This window comes from Mycobacterium kyogaense (assembly GCF_036946525.1).
Taxonomy (GTDB): domain Bacteria; phylum Actinomycetota; class Actinomycetes; order Mycobacteriales; family Mycobacteriaceae; genus Mycobacterium; species Mycobacterium kyogaense_A.
The window spans coordinates 217,772-234,442 of the sequence record NZ_JAQIIY010000012.1 but is presented as its reverse complement, the minus strand read 5'-3'; the positions used below and the strand labels follow the sequence as shown (position 1 = coordinate 234,442).

Annotated in this window: 14 protein-coding genes and 2 pseudogenes; 9 read left to right on the top strand and 7 right to left on the bottom strand. The window is 67.4% G+C overall.

Annotated elements, in window-relative coordinates:
* On the bottom strand, positions 1-734 hold a 734-nt coding region (locus PGN37_RS11605; protein WP_335331174.1), incomplete at its 3' end, for an ABC transporter substrate-binding protein.
* A gap of 306 nt (positions 735-1,040) precedes the next feature.
* Between PGN37_RS11605 and PGN37_RS11600 the strand changes: the two genes are divergently transcribed.
* A complete protein-coding gene (locus tag PGN37_RS11600; protein WP_335331173.1) occupies positions 1,041-1,988 on the top strand; it encodes a 2-hydroxyacid dehydrogenase in 948 nt (315 codons plus the stop codon).
* Between the two features lie 6 nt (positions 1,989-1,994).
* Here the strand turns inward: PGN37_RS11600 and PGN37_RS11595 are convergent, their stop codons facing one another.
* The 5 genes and pseudogenes from PGN37_RS11595 to PGN37_RS11575 form a co-directional block, all read right to left on the bottom strand.
* Positions 1,995-2,918 (bottom strand): LysR substrate-binding domain-containing protein, encoded by a 924-nt coding sequence (locus PGN37_RS11595; RefSeq protein WP_335331172.1) that lies wholly within the window; start codon positions 2,916-2,918, stop codon positions 1,995-1,997.
* The gene (locus PGN37_RS11590) at positions 2,918-3,388 is read right to left on the bottom strand and encodes a hypothetical protein (RefSeq protein WP_335331171.1); all 471 of its coding nucleotides are present in this window, start codon (positions 3,386-3,388) and stop codon (positions 2,918-2,920) included. Before PGN37_RS11590 ends, PGN37_RS11595 begins: the two co-directional genes overlap by 1 nt.
* A 39-nt stretch (positions 3,389-3,427) precedes the next feature.
* A complete protein-coding gene (locus tag PGN37_RS11585) occupies positions 3,428-4,687 on the bottom strand; it encodes a glucarate dehydratase family protein (protein WP_335331170.1) in 1,260 nt (419 codons plus the stop codon).
* Positions 4,687-5,628 (bottom strand): 5-dehydro-4-deoxyglucarate dehydratase, encoded by a 942-nt coding sequence (locus PGN37_RS11580; protein WP_335331169.1) that lies wholly within the window; start codon positions 5,626-5,628, stop codon positions 4,687-4,689. Before PGN37_RS11580 ends, PGN37_RS11585 begins: the two co-directional genes overlap by 1 nt.
* 32 nt (positions 5,629-5,660) lie before the next feature.
* Positions 5,661-7,260, bottom strand: a pseudogene (locus PGN37_RS11575) (aldehyde dehydrogenase (NADP(+))).
* Between the two features lie 297 nt (positions 7,261-7,557).
* On the opposite strand from PGN37_RS11575, the gene PGN37_RS11570 reads away from it, so the two are divergent.
* From PGN37_RS11570 to PGN37_RS11535, 8 genes are all read left to right on the top strand, one after another.
* The gene (locus PGN37_RS11570) at positions 7,558-9,318 is read left to right on the top strand and encodes a bifunctional serine/threonine-protein kinase/transporter substrate-binding domain-containing protein (protein WP_335331168.1); all 1,761 of its coding nucleotides are present in this window, start codon (positions 7,558-7,560) and stop codon (positions 9,316-9,318) included.
* Positions 9,319-9,388: 70 nt separating this feature from the next.
* Positions 9,389-9,934, top strand: a complete 546-nt coding sequence (locus PGN37_RS11565; RefSeq protein ID WP_335331167.1) for a CsbD family protein — start codon at positions 9,389-9,391, stop codon at positions 9,932-9,934.
* Between the two features lie 9 nt (positions 9,935-9,943).
* On the top strand, positions 9,944-10,609 hold the full coding sequence (locus tag PGN37_RS11560) for an IF2 family translation initiation factor (RefSeq protein WP_335331166.1): 666 nt from the start codon (positions 9,944-9,946) through the stop codon (positions 10,607-10,609).
* On the top strand, positions 10,606-10,839 hold the full coding sequence (locus tag PGN37_RS11555; RefSeq protein WP_335331165.1) for a DUF6480 family protein: 234 nt from the start codon (positions 10,606-10,608) through the stop codon (positions 10,837-10,839). Before PGN37_RS11560 ends, PGN37_RS11555 begins: the two co-directional genes overlap by 4 nt.
* Positions 10,840-11,124: 285 nt before the next feature.
* A complete protein-coding gene (locus tag PGN37_RS11550) occupies positions 11,125-11,610 on the top strand; it encodes a DUF5994 family protein (RefSeq protein ID WP_335331164.1) in 486 nt (161 codons plus the stop codon).
* Positions 11,611-11,692: 82 nt separating this feature from the next.
* Positions 11,693-11,896, top strand: a complete 204-nt coding sequence (locus tag PGN37_RS11545) for a cold-shock protein (protein WP_046366004.1) — start codon at positions 11,693-11,695, stop codon at positions 11,894-11,896.
* 281 nt (positions 11,897-12,177) lie between these two features.
* Complete coding sequence (locus tag PGN37_RS11540) at positions 12,178-13,203, top strand: glycosyltransferase (RefSeq protein ID WP_335331163.1); 1,026 nt, start codon at positions 12,178-12,180, stop codon at positions 13,201-13,203.
* 161 nt (positions 13,204-13,364) lie between these two features.
* A complete protein-coding gene (locus PGN37_RS11535; protein ID WP_335331162.1) occupies positions 13,365-14,996 on the top strand; it encodes a GGDEF domain-containing protein in 1,632 nt (543 codons plus the stop codon).
* Here PGN37_RS11535 and PGN37_RS11530 read toward each other — a convergent pair.
* Positions 14,989-16,622: pseudogene (locus PGN37_RS11530) on the bottom strand (fatty acyl-AMP ligase). The gene PGN37_RS11535 and the pseudogene PGN37_RS11530 overlap by 8 nt on opposite strands.
* Positions 16,623-16,671: the final 49 nt, after the last annotated feature.

Below are 16,671 nucleotides of genomic sequence, written 5' to 3'. Positions count from 1 at the left end.
AGGCCCGTGGCGATATCGGCCTCGTCGTTGATGATCATCGCGGCGCGCACGCTTCCCTCACTGCGCCAGCGGTATTCGGCGGTGGCAAAAGCCGGCGCGGGGCCCCAGTACGTCGGGTTGCGCTTCAACGTCAGTTTCTGGCCGTAGTCCCATGCGGCGATGGCGTAGGGACCGGTGCCGATCGGCTCGCGCACCTTCTCGACCGTGCTGGTGGTGCGTGGCACCATCTCGACGAACGAGACACGCAGCGGCAGAATCGGATCGGGTTCGGTGGTGCCGACTACGACCGTGGTCGGATCGGGGGTCTGCAGGCTGAGCTTCTCGTCACCGAACACGTAGCCGTCGACATTGCATTGCAGATCCGAGTTGACGGCCCGATCGATCGAGAAGGCGGCGTCCTCGGAGGTGAAGGGCGCCCCGTCGGAGAACGTCACGCCGTCGCGCAGGTGGAAGGTCCACTGGGTGGGGCTCGTCTGCGTCCACCGTGTGGCCAGCAGCGGGGTCAGATCCCCGGTGGTGGCGTCACGCTCGAGCAGGGGCTCGGTGATGTTGGAACGCACCACGATGCCGGTCGAGGTGAGCGAGCTCTCGCACGGTTCCAGCGTGGGCGGCTCCTGCTGGAGAACGATGCGCAGCGTGCCCGGGTCGTATCCACCGCCGCCGGAGTTCGCGACCGAGCAACCGCTCGCGGTGACTGCCGCGACGGTGAGTGCGGCAAGGACTGCGGGTTTCATGGGTCCTCCCGGGCTGGGGGCTGTGACGTCCACGTATGTAGATGCGAGCTGTGATGACAACCACACGGTAAGAGCGGGTTTCAGTGAGCGTCAACCCCACTCAAATCGCGCTTTGCGTGGATTTCCGGCGGTGCCGAATCACGTGTTGAAGGCGCGAAAATGCTTCTGACAAGCACGTTTACGGTCGAGTGTGAGGCGTCGATACTCGAATGAAGCATGCGTGGCGTTGGCGATGCCGTTTCGCTATAAGTCCATGCCAATTCGGACGTAGACGGGTATTCGCAGGTCGTCGTAGCGTGGTGCGCTATGAGCATCAGTGGTGCGGTTCTGCAGGTCGGTCCTCTCAAGCCGTCGCTCGAGCAGACGCTGTCTCAGCAGTACGGCGCGAGGACACTCCCCGTGTCCGATGACGAGCGAGCAGAGTTTCTCGCCGAACACGGGACGAACGTCATCGCGGTGGTCACGTCCGGTCGCACTGGCGTCGATGCCGAACTGATGGCAGCCCTGCCCCATCTCGGCGCGATCATCAACTTCGGGGTCGGCTACGACACCACCGATGTGGACGCGGCCACAGCCCGGGGAATCGGCGTCAGCAACACCCCCGATGTGCTGACCGACTGCGTGGCCGACACGGCGGTGGGTCTGTTGATCGACACGTTGCGGCAGTTCTCGGCGTCCGACCGGTACGTGCGGGCCGGCCGGTGGCCGGTCGAAGGCTCGTATCCGCTCACCCGGCAAGTGAGCAACACCCGCGTGGGCATCATCGGTCTGGGTCGCATCGGCACGGCAATCGCGCACCGCCTCAGCGCTTTTGGCTGCTCGATCAGCTATCACAATCGCCATCGCGTGGCCGATTCGCCGTATGCGTACGCGGCATCGCCGGTGGAGCTGGCGCGTGAGGTCGACGTTCTGGTGATCGCAGCGGCCGGTGGTGACGCCACTCGCGGTTTGGTCGATCGAGACGTCATCGACGCGCTCGGCGCCGAGGGCTATCTGATCAACATCGCCCGCGGCAGCGTCGTCGACGAAGAGGCCCTGGTGTCGGCCCTTCTGCAGGGGAGGCTCGCGGGCGCCGGGCTCGACGTGTTCGCCCACGAGCCGAAGGTGCCCGAGGTGCTCTACGGGTTGGACACCGTGGTGTTGCTCCCGCATGTGGCCAGCGGCACGGTGCAGACCCGCGCGGCCATGGAGGCGCTGACCCTGCGCAACCTCGAGAGCTTTCTCGCCACGGGCAAGCTGGTCACGCCGGTCTGATCGGCGTCAGTTCACCGCTTCGACGAGGTCGTCTGTCGTCCACTCCTGCGGTGGCAACACGTCGCGGAGGAGGCGCAGCAGAGCGGGGTTCGTCGAGTCGCCCCGCCACACGGCGTCGAGCTCGACGGGCCGTTCACGAAACGCCCCGATCGTTCGGAACACGACGCCCTCGGGATGCAGCGTGGCCGCCGACGCCGGTACCAGCGCGATCCCGATGCCTGAGCGTACGAGCACCAGCATGGTGTGCACCTGCGTCACGTACTGGACGTACCGCGGCGTGGCGCCGGCGATGGTGAAGGTCGAGATCAGCAGTTCGTTGAAATACCGTGCCTGCACCGGCGAATACATCACGACGTCTTGGCCGTCGAGGTCGGTGAGCGTCAACTGCCGGGGCAGCTCGGCCAGGGGGTGGCCCGAGGGAAGGGCCGCGATCAGTTGCTCGTGCAGCAGCGGCCGCGACACCAGCCCCGGCCGTTTCAGCGGCGGGCGGGCCATGCCGAGGTCGAGCTCACCGGTCGCGAGGCCCTCGATCTGGGCTGCGGTCACCATCTCGCGCAGGTCGAGCGTCACATCGGGTAGCCGTTCGCGCGCACGCTCGAGCAGTCGCGGCAGCACCGCGTGCGCTGATGCCGCGGTGAATCCGATCACGACCGTGCCGAGATCACCTGCGGGAACGCGCTTCACGGTCTGCGCGGCCCCTTCGGCCAGCTGCAGGATGCGCCGCGCGTCCGGCAGGAACGCGGCGCCCGCCGGTGTCAGCGTGACGGTCCGGGTGGTGCGGTCGATGAGCTGCACACCGAGCTCGCTCTCGAGCTGCTGAACCTGACGGGACAACGGTGGCTGCGTCATGTGCAGGCGTTCGGCCGCGCGCCCGAAATGCAGCTCTTCGGCGACCGCGACGAAGCACTGCAACCGCGCCAGGGAGAACATCAGCGTGCGGGAGTCAGGGAGACCGCGGAGATGTGGATGCGCGCGACAGCCTCATCCCACTCCTCGCGGGTGGGCACCCGGTCCGCGTCGAACTTCATGCCCATCATGCGTTGGGCTTTCTTCGCGCCGTACGCAGTCGCAAGTCGACCGACGATGTCGGCCACCTGTGCCGCGTCGGTCAGCAGGACCCCGCGCATCGTCGAGGTGCGCCCGCGATGGGACACCTCGACGTCGGCCCCGCCGCGGAAGTTGTACTTCCACTGTGCCTCCATGACCGCGTAGAGGTTGCCGTTGAGATGGTGCGCGCTCACGGGAATGGCGAAGCGTCGGCCGGACTTGCGGCCGGTGAAGCGCAGCAACATGAAGTCGCCGATCACCCTGCCCAGGGGTGTCGGGAGTGCGCGCCGCAGGATTGGATTGATGGTCTTGAGTACGGCATCCGGTGGGTGGACGGCCTCGATCGCTGCCATCCTCTCACCGTAGGGCTCCGGGTCGTACCGCGAAAGGCTCTACCAACGCGGGCTCAGCAGCTCGAAGCCCGGGTCCACGGTGCGCATGTAGCCGGTGTCGTCGCGATCGCGGATTCCGCAGCGAAGGTACTGCTGGTGCAGCGTCTCCAGTGCGTCGTCGTCGATCTCCACGCCGAGACCGGGGCCTTGGGGCACCGGGACGGAACCGTCGACGAAGCTTAGTGCGCCGGGCTTCACCACGTCTTCGGTCTTCCACGGCCAATGGGTGTCACAGGCATAGGTCAGGTTCGGCGTCGCCCCGGCGAGGTGCACCATCGCAGCCAGGCTGATGCCCAGATGAGAGTTCGAGTGCATCGACAGGCCGAGCCCGAACGTGTCGCAGATTCCGGCGAGCAGTCGCGAGCGCTGCAGCCCACCCCAGTAGTGGTGATCGGAAAGGACCACGCGGACAGAATTTTTCGCGACGGCAGGAGCGAGTTGGTCGAACGCGACCACGCACATGTTGGTGGCCAGGGGCATCGGCGCCTGCGCGGCCACCTCCGCCATACCGTCGAGGCCCGGTGTGGGATCTTCGAGGTATTCGAGGATTCCGGCCAATCCGGAGGCCACCTTCACCGCGGTCTGCGGAGTCCATGCCGCGTTGGGGTCGAGCCGCAGCGGGACACCCGGGAATGCGCGGGACAAAGCCTCTATGGCCGCCATCTCCTCCTCGGGGGGAAAGACGCCGCCCTTGAGTTTGATTGCGGTGAAGCCGTATTCGTCGACGATGCGGTGAGCTTGGGCGACGAGGCCGTCCGGATCGAGTGCCTCGCCGAACCGGTCGGGTTCCGCGCCAGGGTGGGCCGCCCACTTGTAGAACAGGTAGGCGGAAAACGGCACGGCGTCACGGACCGCGCCGCCGAGCAGATCGCAGACCGGACGGTCCAGTGCCTGGCCCTGCACGTCGAGGCATGCCACCTCGAACGGGGACAGCACCTGATCGACCGCACTGGCGGTGGTGATCATGCCCGCCGTACCGACCGCGGCGGTGTCGCCTCTGAGCCGTTCGGCGATCTCCGCGCGAATAGCGTTGAGCGCGAACACATCCAGTCCAGTGATCGCATCGGCGGCGGCATTGAGCCGGCCGAGGTGGCGGGTGTCGGCGTAGGTCTCGCCCAGGCCGACCAAGCCTGCGTCGGTGTCCAACTGAATGATGGCCCGCAGCGCATACGGCTGGTGCACGCCCACGGTGTTGAGCAGCGGTGGATCAGCGAACGCCACCGGGGTGATACGGGCTCCGGTGATCCGGATGGCCGGCATCAGCGTGCCTGGGCCAGCGCATCGGCGACGACGGACCGGCCGGCCTCGACGATCGAAGCAAGTTCGGCCAGGTCGTCCGGGGTCGGCATCACCAGCGGCGGGCGCACGGTTCCGGCGGGGATGCCAGCCATCGTCACGCCGGCTTTGACCAGCGATACCGCGTAACCCGGCACGGTGTCGCGCAGCCGCACCAGAGGGATGAAGAACGCGTTGAGCAGGGCGTCGATCAGATCCTGGTTCCCGGATTCCAACGCATTGTAGAAGGCCAGCGCCAGATCGGGTGCGAAGGCGAACGTGGCCGACGAGTACAGCGGAACGCCGATCGCCCGGAACGCCAGCTGGGTCGTCTCTGCGGTGGGCAGACCGTTGAAGAAGAGGAGATCCGGATCGACGGTCGTGGTGACGGCCTGCACGATGCGGGCGACCTGATCGAAATTGCCGGTGCCGTCCTTGAATCCGACGACGTTCGGGATACGGGCGACCGCTACGGCGGATTCCTCGGTGAATCGTGCGTTGTTGCGGTTGTAGACGATCACCGGCAGCTGTGCGGCCGCCGCGACGGCCCGGGTGTAGTCGACCAGACCGGCCTGCGGCACCTCCACCAGGTACGGCGGTAGAAGAAGGAGACCGTCGGCCCCGGCGTGCTCTGCTGCGACGGCGAAGCGCTTGGCCTGCGCCACGGAGCCACCGGCGCCGGCGTAGACCGGCACACGGCCGCCCACCACGTCGACGGCCGTGCGGACGACGTCGCCGAACTCCCGGTCGTCCATGGCGTGGAACTCACCGGTGCCGCAGGCGACGAAGACGCCGCCGGCGCCCGCATCCACGCCCTGCGCGATGTGCGCGGCCAGCGCGTCGAGGTCGACGCTTCCGGACGTGGCGAAGGGTGTGACCGGGAAGAACAGGACGCCGCGGAAGTCGGGGCGCGAAATCGGACGCATGGGGTGGGGCTCCTCGCTCGTGGGTGGTGGGGTCAGTCCTGCGTGAGCCGGCCGTCGATGCGCCGCCACAGGTGCTCTGGATTTCCGTCGGAAATTGCCGGAGGGAGCAGAGATGAGGGCACGTCCTGGTAGCAGACGGGCCGCAGGAAGCGTTCGATGGCGCGAGAGCCGACCGACGTGGTGCGCGAATCCGAGGTAGCGGGCGAGGGGCCGCCGTGGACCATGGCGTGGCACACCTCGACTCCTGTCGGCCAGCCGTTGAAGAGGATGCGGCCTGCTTTGAGCTCGAGAAGTGACACCAAGTCAGCCGCCACCGGGTGATCGATCTCGTCGGCGTGCACGGTGGCGGTCAGCTGACCCTCCATGCCGGTTGCCACGGCGCGCACGTCGTCGAGATCGGCACACCTCACGATCACGCTGGACGATCCGAAGACCTCGGCCTGCAGCGCGTCAGATGCCAGGAAGGTCGCCCCGTCAGTAGTGAAAAGGGCTGCTTGGCAGGATGTTTCGGTGTTCGGCACGTCACCGCGCGCCACCAGCTCTGCGGCCCGGGTGAGCGATTCGACGCCGGAGGCGTAGCTACGCGCGATCCCGGGTGTCAGCATCGGTGTCGCCGGGGCATCGGCGAGCGCATCGCGGGCAGCGTCGACGAAGGCATCCAGGCCCGGGCCGTCAACGCCGATGACCAGACCGGGGTTCGTGCAGAACTGCCCCGAGCCCATCGTGAGGGACGCGACGAATGCCCGGCCGAGGTCCGCTCCGCGGTCGGCCAACGCCCCGTCGAGCACGAAGACCGGGTTGATGGAGCTCATCTCGGCGTACACCGGGATGGGCTCGGGACGCGCAGCGGCGGCGGCGACGAGTGCTGTGCCGCCGGAGCGGGAACCGGTGAATCCGACGGCTTTGATGCGGCGATCGGTGACGAGTGCGACGCCGAGGTCCGGTCCTGAGCCGAACAGCAGCGAGAACGTGCCCGGGGGCAGTCCCGCCGCGGCCACGGCATCGGAGATCGCCCGGCCGACCAGTTCTGAGGTGCCGGGGTGAGCGTCGTGACCCTTGACCACGACGGGACAGCCGGCAGCCAGTGCGGATGCCGTGTCGCCGCCGGCGACCGAGAACGCCAACGGGAAATTCGACGCGCTGAACACAGCCACCGGGCCCAGCGGAACGGACCGCTGTCGGAGGTCGGGGCGCGCAGCAGGGGATCGGTCGGGCAGCGCGGGGGTCGATACGCGCGCCGTTCCAGCTGCCCTCTCGCAGCACACCGGCGAAGAGCCTCAGCTGACCGGTGGTGCGGCCGACCTCTCCCGTGATGCGAGCCTGCGGCAGTCCGGATTCGAGGACGGCTCGCGAGATGAGCGTGTCGCGGATGGCGTCGATGTTGGCGGCGATGCCTTCCAGAAATCGGGCCCGTTCCTCGGAGGTGGTGGAGCGGTACGGTCCGAACGCCTCGTCCGCGGCGGCGCAGGCAGCCTCGACATCACCGGCATCGCCGTGGAAATAGGGGGGTTCGAGCGCTCGGTCGGCGGCGGGGTCGTAGGCACGAACTTCGGTTCCTGTTCCGCGCACAGGGGTGCCGGCGATGATCATCTGGCCGGTGAGACCCGTGGCGGGAGACATCGTCGCTGTCATGAGTTCAACGGTAGGAGTCCCGTCGATGCCTGTCCAAGACTCTTTAGCACTCGATTGATGCACAAAAAGCAATGATGGCGTTTCGCGGTGGGAGCGCGGTGAGAGATGGTGCGCGTCCCACCGTTGGCTTTTTCGCCCAACAAAAGCAGGGGCCGCTGTGCCGTGGTAAAACTTTTTGACCGCGATGTCCGTTGTGGGCAACCGGTCGTGCGCTCGTGACATGCGCCGGGGCAGCGCCGGCAAACTGAAGTAGATCGTTTCCGACGGACCGTCTGGCCGCAGCCGAGGAGAACACCGGTGAATGCGACACCATTCGGTCACTACCGACTCGAAAAGCTGATCGGTCAGGGCGGCATGGGTGAGGTCTACCGCGCCTACGACACGAAAACGGATCGCGTGGTCGCGCTGAAGGTCTTGCCCCACCACATGGCCGCCGACGCCGTGTTCCAGCAGCGGTTCCGGCGTGAGTCCCAGGCCGCCGCCGGGCTCAACGACCCGCACATCGTCCCGATCCACGGGTTCGGCGAGATCGACGGCCGCCTCTACCTCGACATGCGGCTGATCGAGGGCCGCAACCTCGGCACGATGCTGGCCGAGACCGAGAAGCCGCTGGGTGCCGAATTCGCGGTCAGCATCGTCGAACAGGTCGCCGAGGCTCTGGACGCCGCCCACTCGACCGGGCTGATCCACCGCGACATCAAGCCGTCCAACATCCTCATCACCGGCGGCGAGTTCGTGTACCTGATCGACTTCGGGCTGGCCCGCACGGCGGGGGAGCACGGACTGACCACCGCCGGCAGCACCCTGGGCACGCTGGCCTACATGGCGCCCGAACGTTTCGAGGGGGGCGAGGTCGACCGGCGATCCGACATCTATGCGCTGACCTGCGTGCTCTACGAATGTCTCACCGGTTCGCGGCCCTATCCCGCCGACAGCCTCGAACAGCAGATCGCCGGTCACATGGTGTCGCCGTTGCCGCGGCCGTCGGACTCCGACCCTCGGCTGGCCGCGTTCGACGCGGTCATCGCCAAGGGTATGGCCAAGAAGCCGGAGAAGCGCTTTCAGAGCGCAGGCGAACTGGCCGCCGCCGCCCGACGCGCGGTGACCGCGCCCGTGCCCCGGGTCGGCCGCGGTTCACGGCACGCCGCGCGGCCTCGACGCCGGGTTCCGGTCAAGGCGCTCTCCGCGGCGGCCGCGGTGGTGGTGATCGCTACGGGTGCGGCCGGGCTGTGGGTGTGGGCACCGTGGCGTGACAGCCCGACGACCGCGCTGAATCTGCCTGACGGGGCGGTCGCCTCGATCGCGGCCGCGGTCCCGGCCGATGTCCGCGAGACGGGCCGGCTGGTGATCGGAGTCAACGTTCCGTACGCGCCGATGGAGTTCAAGAACGCCGACGGTCAACTCACCGGATTCGACGTGGACCTCGTGACCGCCGTGAGCCGGGTCCTCGGGTTGGTGCCGGATTTCCGCGACACCCCGTTCGACTCGATCATGCCGGGTGTCATCGACGGCTCGTTCGACCTCGGTTCGTCCTCGGTGACCGACACTGCCGATCGTGAGAAGCTGGTCGACTTCGTCACGTACCTGCGCGCGGGCACCCAGTGGGCGCGCCGCCCGGGGACCTCCCTGGGGCCGACGTCGGCGTGCGGCTTGAAAGTCGGTGTCGCGCAAGGGACTCTGCAGGAGACCGACGAGCTGCCCCGGAAGAGCAACGAGTGTACTGCGGCGGGTATGGCGCCGGTGGAGATCGTGGTGTTCACCAGCCAGGACGAGGTCACCACGGCTCTGCTCAAAGGCGAAGTGCAGGCCATGTCGGCCGACTCGCCCGTCACCGGATTCGCGATCAAGCTCAGCCGAGGGGACCTGGTGCCCGCCGGTGACGTGTTCGACTCTGCTCCGTACGGCTGGCCGGTGAAGAAGAACTCTGCTCTGGCCGAGGCGTTGCGGCAGGCGCTCGAGCAGGTGATGGCCAGCGGCGAGTACCGGGCCATCGCGAACATGTGGGGTGTGGAGCGCGGCATGATCGAGCGCCCCGCCGTCAACGGCGCGACGAAGTGAGACGTCCGCACCGCGAATCCTCGGTGTAGATCAATTCAGCCCGGGTAGCCACCTCCTCGAAGGAGGCCAGATGACTGACGACAACGCCGCCCAGACCCGTAAGAGCTTCGTGGCTGCCGCGAAGGGCAAGGCCAAGGAAGTGGCGGGTGCGGTGACGGGTAACGATTCACTGACCGCGCAGGGCCAACTCGAGCAGACCGAGGCACGGCAGCGGCGACAGGCCAGCCGCCTGGAGGCCGAGGCCGATGCGCAGGCCGCCGAGGCGCAGGGCACGGCGGCCGAAGCACGGCGCGGCGGCGCGCACGAGCGATCAGCTGCCGAAGTCGCTGCGGCCGAAGCGAAGACGTCAGTGCGTGCTACCGAAGCTGCGCAGCAGAATGCCGCCGAACAGCAGGGCCGCCGTGATGCGGCTCGAGCCGAGTCACAGTTCGAGGCCGAGGTGCGGAGCGAGGCGCTTCGGGCGTCTGAGCAGGAACGCCAGCAGGTCGCGGCGGCGAAAGCCGAGTACGACGAGGCGCTCGACGATTATCGCGACGAGGTCGGCGACGCGGCACGCGCTCAAGCCGAGGCCGACAGGCTCAGGCGCAGCGCCGAGTCCACCGATCCCCATTCCTAGGAGAACTCGATGAACATCTCTGACATCCCGTTCGCCCTCCTGCGCTTCCAATACCGACTGGCGCGCACGCCGTTGCAGCTGATCGAGAACAGGGTCATGCCACGCATCGGCGAGGAGGCGCCGGGCCGGTTGATGTACGAACGTGCGCTGGGCGCACTCGATGCCGCTGCCGGTAACGCGTTCAAAGACGCTGCCCTGGAGGAGAGTGGAATTTCGCGCATCCAGCGCGCCGCGGCGCTGGGTGAGGCGATGCGGCTCGACGAGGTCGCGGCGCAGAAAAAGGAACACGCCCAAGATCGACTGGCACGCAAGCGCGAAAAGGCTTCGGCCACACCGCAACAGGCCCGCGAGCAGACCCAACAGCGCGTCACGTCCGCCCGGGAGACTGCCGAGCAGCAGAAGCAGCAGGCAGCACGCACGGCCGCCGAGCGCACAGCGGAGGCGAAGCGGGATATCGCTGCGTCGGCGGATCAGAGCGTGGCGGCGGCTGAAAAGGCCAAGCGCAGCGCGCAGAACCGGAGCAAGGCCGCGGAGGCAGCGGTGACGGACGTCGCCGAGAAGGAACTCGACGACGCTGCGGTCACACGGCGAGCGGCCACGGGAGCGCGAGCTCAGGCCGACCGGATGGGGGATCTGGGCGACAGTGAGCAGCAGCGGCAGGGCAACCTGTCGTGACGGCACTGCCGCCCGATCCCGACCCCATGGACACCCCCAGCGAGGAGCGCGCTGGGGGTGTCCCCCCGGGGGAGATCCCGCCTCAGTCTGCGCAGACGTCGGCCAGCAAGAACCCTGATCCGACCGCGGGCAAGAATTTGAATCCGCGCGCGGCCATCGGAGTGGCTGCGATCGTCTTCTTCGTCGCGATATTCGCGGTCGTCGCGGTGGTGCTGATCATCCAGCTCTGAGAGCGCGTCGCGGCACCACGGACCCGGTGTCGACGACGCTGCGTCGCCTCGACCCCCGGGGTGTATGGTCGACACCAGGGTTGCTCAGCCGGCGAAGCGATCGAAGCTTCCGCTTTGAGGCGGGACCCTCCCAACATTTGAGGACGTGCTCATGGAATCGTCTGAACTGTTTTCCCACCGTCAGACCAAGCAGGAACATGCTCCGGTGTCGTCGTCCGACGAGCCGGTGGAAGCCCCTGTTTTCTCCGATCTTCTTCCGAGGCATTCTGCTGATTCGCCACGTCGGTGAACGGCATACCGCGCGCCCGTCGCGCGTCGAAGCCGGTTCGGGTCAGTCTGGCGACCGACCGGAACGGCGTCATCGACGGGGCGTGGTGGCCTCATTCCTCGGCGATCGCTGCTGAGCTCCCCGATCTGATCGGCGCGTTGCACCCTGCGCTCGGAGAAGTCGAGACCATGCAGATCAATTGGTCACCCACCGAGGGGCAACTCGATCTCGAGACCATCGCTGCCGGATCTCGCATGGCGCTGCCCGGCGGACACCATCGGCGGCCGCGATTGATGTCCATCGTGGGGCGCGAGGCCAGTGTGAAATTGCTTGTCGTTCCGAGTATGACGTCGCAGGCGCTCGGATCGATGGTGCTGCGGGCATCCGCGGGACTGACTCCCGTCATCGACGCGACGAACAATCGGATCTATGAAACAGCTTGTCTCGTCGTCGGTCTCGCGCGCACCGAGAGCATGAAGTGGCGTGAGGCCGCCAATTCGTGACATTGCCTTCGCCTGGCGCGTGCTACGGTTAGGGCGGGACGCCGAATCTGGCGTTTCATCCCATGAGAGAAGTTGAAAAAGTATGGCACAGGGAACTGTGAAGTGGTTCAACGGCGATAAGGGCTTCGGCTTCATCGCCCCCGACGGCGGCGCAGAGGACGTATTCGTCCACTACTCCGCGATCTCCGGCGGCGGCTACCGCTCGCTCGAAGAGAATCAGCGCGTCGAGTTCGACGTCGAGCAAGGACAGAAAGGCCCGCAGGCCGTCAACGTGACGGCTGTCTAAGCGGCACGAGCTTTCGATCGTGGGCTGGTGAGTCACACTCACCAGCCCACTTTCTTTTCGGCGCAGTGCGCACCACCGATCAGCGGCGCCGTGTGCACCACCCTCATTTCACAAGGGGTCCCGTGCGGGCTCAGGCGGGATACCCCATGGCAGCATCAGAGCTTCGCGCATCCTCGGCGCACAGACCGTTGGCGAGCGTCTCGAATCTCCACGGCGACAAGACTTTTGGCCCGACCGTCCGGATAGGTGTTGTCGGGCCTCTCGCGCCCACCGTCTCTGGTGTGGCCCGGTTCAGCACCGCATTGACCGAGGGTCTGCGTGCGCTCGGCTACACCGTCGACATCGTCGGCCTCGCCGACGAAGCGTCGGAGCATCAGGAGCCGGTCGACAATTCCGTCAGCTCGATCGCCGAGCAGCTCAACCGCTGCCACACCGCCGTCATCCAGCACGGTTACGGCATCTACGGCGGCACTCACGGTGACGACGTGCTGTCGATCATCGCGGCCGTCCGGGTGCCCACGATCGCGGTGGCCCATCAGGTCCTCGAGAACCCCGACCCGCACCAGCGCTGGGTCCTGGAACGGCTCGTGGAGACCACGGACCGCGTCGTCGTGATGTCCCGCGCCGCGCACGAGCGCCTGTGCCGCGACTACGGCGTCGACCGCGCGAAGGTGGTGACCATCCCGCACGGAGGATCACCATTGGTGGGTCCGCGGCCCAAGCGGCCCAGCCGGCCCACCATCCTCACGTGGGGTCTGCTCGGGCCCGGCAAGGGTGTCGAACGGGTCATCGACGCGATGGCGTCGTTGACGAGCGTGCCGGGTCGGCCGCGATACGTCGTCGCCGGTCCGACGAATCCGGCGGAGATGTCCGTCCACGGAGAGGCCTACCGGGAAGCCCGCGTCGAGCAGGCCCGCCAGTTGGGGGTGGCCGACTCCGTCAGCTTCGACCCTCGCCCCTACAGCCGTGCAATGCTCACCGACCTCATCCAGTCCGCCGCGGTGGTCGTTTTGCCCTACGACTCGACCGATCACGTCAACTCGGCGATCCTGACCGAAGCCATCGCCAACGGTCGCCCCGTGGTGGCGACAGCGTTTCCGCACGCGGTGGAGATGCTCTCCAGCGGCGCGGGGATCGTGGTCGACCATGACGACCCGGAGGCGTTGGTGTGCGCGCTGCGCCAGGTCCTGACGCAACCGCGCCTGTCCGGGGCGATGGCTGCCGAGGCGCGGCGGTTGGCTCCCGACCTGGCATGGCCGACGGTGGCACACGCCTACGGAGCACTGGCGCAGCGTCTCGCCAGCTGACCGGATGCGCCGCGTGCCGGCGCAGATCTGTTGGGCGAGAAGCACGGTCACCAGTAGGCGCTCAGCCCTGGCAACGCGGTTCTGCGTATCATCGAGAGAATCAGTGCCCGGGGAAGCGAGGGAATGTGCCTCGACGGTTGAACGAAGCGTTTCGCTCGCCCATGAGCGAGCGCGTGCACCTGTTGGGTGCGGGCGGTCCTGCGCCCGCCCTGCACAACCTGATCGGCGATGCCGCGGACGTTCCGGTACTGGTCGCTCTGCTGCGTATTTCCGATGCGGTCTTGCGCTCCGACTACTTCGACGAGGTGTTGGAGGTCATCGCCGAGCAGGCGTTGCTCGCCGTCAGCGCGGCCTCGCTGGCGATCAGCCGATGGGACTCCGAATCCGGCCAGTTGCGAACCCTGATCAACGTGGGCGCATTGGCGGAGCACGAAGAACGCTGGCCCGCCGACGAGTTCTACACACCGTCCCACGACGCCGCCATCGCGGATCTGGTCATCGGTGGTCGCACCTACATGCATTGCATCGACGATCCCGCGTGCCCGCCGCAATCGCGGCAGCTGCTCGAATCCCTGGGTAAGGAATGCGAACTCGGCGTGCCCATCGTCTACGGCGACGACATGTGGGGCGAGATCTGGGCCAGTGCCACCGACGGCCGACGCTTCGACCACGGCGATGCGCAGCTGCTACAAGCGATCGCTGTGCACACCGCAGTGGCCATCGGGCGATCGGAGATGCTGAACACGGTGTCGTCGTACGCCTTCGAGGACGCCCTGACCGGCATCGCCAATCGCCGAGCGGTCGAGCGCCACTTCGAACGCCTCGACTGGAGTGTGTGCTCGCCGGTGGCGCTGATGTGCGACTTGGACGGTTTCAAGCAGGTCAACGACACCCTAGGACACCAGGCCGGCGATGACCTGCTGCGCCTTGTGGCGCGTGTATTGGACAGCACCGCAGGCGAAGTCGACGGCGCGCTCGCGGCACGCCTGGGCGGTGACGAATTCTGCGTGATATTCGGCGATTCCACCTTGCAGGACGCCCAGGACTTTGCCAACACCGCAACCCGGGCGTTCGCCGACGTCGCCACCCACGGAGTGACGATGTCGTGGGGAGCCGCCGCGGCGGGCGCCGACCTGCGCACCGGCGCCGCGCTGCTGCAGGCCGCCGATTCCGCGCTGATCGAAGCCAAGCGGCACGGCCCCGCCCACTACAGTGCGGTCACGCGCAGCGAGGATCTCCCCGGCGTGTCACGCCGCCGCGCGCCTGAGGGACCACGCGTGTCGGCTGCTGAGGACCTGTGTGCAGCAGTGGTCGACGTGCTCGCCCACAGTCCCGGGATGTCGGCCCTGGAGGCACTCGAAGTCCTTGCGGTACAGCTGCAACGGGCCGCCGACACGTGCGCGTACGCGCTGTCGGTGCTCACCGAGGACGGTCGAGCCCTCGTCACTCCGCGCAAGATGGACATCGTCGTCGACAAGTGGTCGGGGCTGGCCATTCTCACCGACCTCGGAGTCGATGGTGGTGACCTCGCCGACTATCCGGCCTCTGCGGAGGCCATCGAGAACGAGTCGGCATTCGTAGCGGCCCATGAGATTCCGGGAACTCACCCGTCGGAACTCGAGCTGCTCGACACACTGGGCTACCGCGCCGTGCTGATCGTGGGCGTGCACGCGGCGAGCGGTCGTTACCTCGCGGAGTTCTACTCGAACATCGGCCACGAGAACCTGGTGGCCATCGCCCCCGTGGTCCAGGTGCTGGCCGCCTACTGCGTGCGCGGCGTCGGGGCTAGCTGACCAGAGCCAGTGCGTGGGCGCGGCGCAGCTTGCCCGACGCGGTTTTGGGAATGGTGCCCGGGGCGAGGACGGTGACGTTGCGCGGGCGCACGTCGACCTCTGCGAACACCTCGTGCGCAACCTGGCGCTGCACTCGGCGGACCTGCCGTTCGTCTCGAAACTCCTTGCATTCCACGGCAACTGCGAACGTCTCGCGGGACAATCCGGCATCTAGGCGTACGGCGACCGCACACCCTGCGCGTACGCCCTCGACGCGGGCGGCGGCGCGCTCGATGTCGGTGGGATAGATGTTGCGGCCGGCCATGATGATGACGTCCTTGAGTCGTCCGCACACCACGATCTCACCGGCCTCGGTCAGGTAACCCAGATCGCCGGTGTCGTACCAGCCGAGTTCGTCCTGGGCGGAGATGAAGCCGGCGACGGTCGTGTACCCGACACTGACCGCCGCGCCGCGCACCTCGATGACGCCGACACCGCGAGTGGCCACTTCGGCGCCGTCTTCGTCGACGACGCGAACATCCATTCCGTCCAGCGGTCGACCGAGTGAGACGAGTTGGCGGACATTGCCTTTCGTGGTCGGAACTGCACGGTGCAGCGCGGACAGCAGGTCGGCGTCGACCTGGTCGACGACCATCCCGCCGCCGCATTCGGAGAACGACACGGCGACCGTCGTCTCGGCCATCCCGTAGGCGGGGATGATGGCGCCGCGTCGCAGGCCGAACGGCGCCCGGCGGCGCACAGCTCTTCCACGTCGAGGGGGTCCACCTGCTCGGCGCCCGACAGTGCCCACCGCAGAGACGACAGGTCGAACTCCCCGGGCGTGGCCTGGCGCCTCAGCCGTGAGGCCAGCAGCGTGTAGGCGAAGTTCGGGCCAGCGGTCATCGTTCCGCGGTACTTGTCGATCAGACGCGGCCACAGCAGCGTGTCGCGCAGGAACTCCATCGGCGTGACCTTGACCAGCTCGGCCGCGAAGTACATCGGCACAGTCAGATATCCCGTCATCCCCATGTCGTGGAAGCAGGGCAGCCAGCTGACGATCACATCGGTGTCCAGGTCGAAATCACACCCCGTCGTCATCGCCTCGGCGTTGGCCACGATGTTGGCGTGCGTGATCTGCACCGCCTTGGGGGAACCGGTCGAGCCGGACGTCAGCTGCAGCAGCGCGACGGAGTCGTCGTCGGTCTCAACGGGACGAACGGGCTCATAGGTCAGGAGTGCATCGACGGTCAGTACCGCGACCCCGAGCTCGGCCAAGACCGGGACCGTCGCCAGGAAGGGGTCGGAGACGACGACCGCGGTGGCCGTGAGCATGCGGATGACGGCGGTGGTCTCCTCGGCCCACCGCACGAGGTCGGTGCGGGGTGTCGGTTGGTGCAGCATGGTCGCACTCGCGCCGCGCATCCAGATGCCTTGCGCGGTCGGCGCGATCTCGACGGGGGCGCCGGCGAGGACCGCGACGGCGTCGCCGGGGCCGACACCGGCGGCGGCGAGTCCGCCCGCAATCCGGGCGGCTCGTTCGTGCACCTCCAGCCAGGACTGGCGCAGCGGTGCGTCGGGTTCGCCGGTGATGAACGCGCGTCGGCTGCGCTGGGCGTTGCCGTACATGGTCTCGGTGAACTGGCTCATGACGGCCCCTCAGGCTTCGGTCCGTGTGGTGGATGAGCCGCTGGAATAC

What these genes read in the sequence shown, in the direction of transcription:
- PGN37_RS11585 (WP_335331170.1), bottom strand. Translation starts at nt 4,687, where the DNA reads ATGCCGGCCATCCGGATCACCGGAGCCCGTATCACCCCGGTGGCGTTC.
- PGN37_RS11580 (WP_335331169.1), bottom strand. Translation starts at nt 5,628, where the DNA reads ATGCGTCCGATTTCGCGCCCCGACTTCCGCGGCGTCCTGTTCTTCCCG.
- PGN37_RS11565 (WP_335331167.1), top strand. Translation starts at nt 9,389, where the DNA reads ATGACTGACGACAACGCCGCCCAGACCCGTAAGAGCTTCGTGGCTGCC.
- PGN37_RS11560 (WP_335331166.1), top strand. Translation starts at nt 9,944, where the DNA reads ATGAACATCTCTGACATCCCGTTCGCCCTCCTGCGCTTCCAATACCGA.
- PGN37_RS11545 (WP_046366004.1), top strand. Translation starts at nt 11,693, where the DNA reads ATGGCACAGGGAACTGTGAAGTGGTTCAACGGCGATAAGGGCTTCGGC.
- PGN37_RS11600 (WP_335331173.1), top strand. Translation starts at nt 1,041, where the DNA reads ATGAGCATCAGTGGTGCGGTTCTGCAGGTCGGTCCTCTCAAGCCGTCG.
- PGN37_RS11535 (WP_335331162.1), top strand. Translation starts at nt 13,365, where the DNA reads ATGAGCGAGCGCGTGCACCTGTTGGGTGCGGGCGGTCCTGCGCCCGCC.
- PGN37_RS11590 (WP_335331171.1), bottom strand. Translation starts at nt 3,388, where the DNA reads ATGGCAGCGATCGAGGCCGTCCACCCACCGGATGCCGTACTCAAGACC.
- PGN37_RS11595 (WP_335331172.1), bottom strand. Translation starts at nt 2,918, where the DNA reads ATGTTCTCCCTGGCGCGGTTGCAGTGCTTCGTCGCGGTCGCCGAAGAG.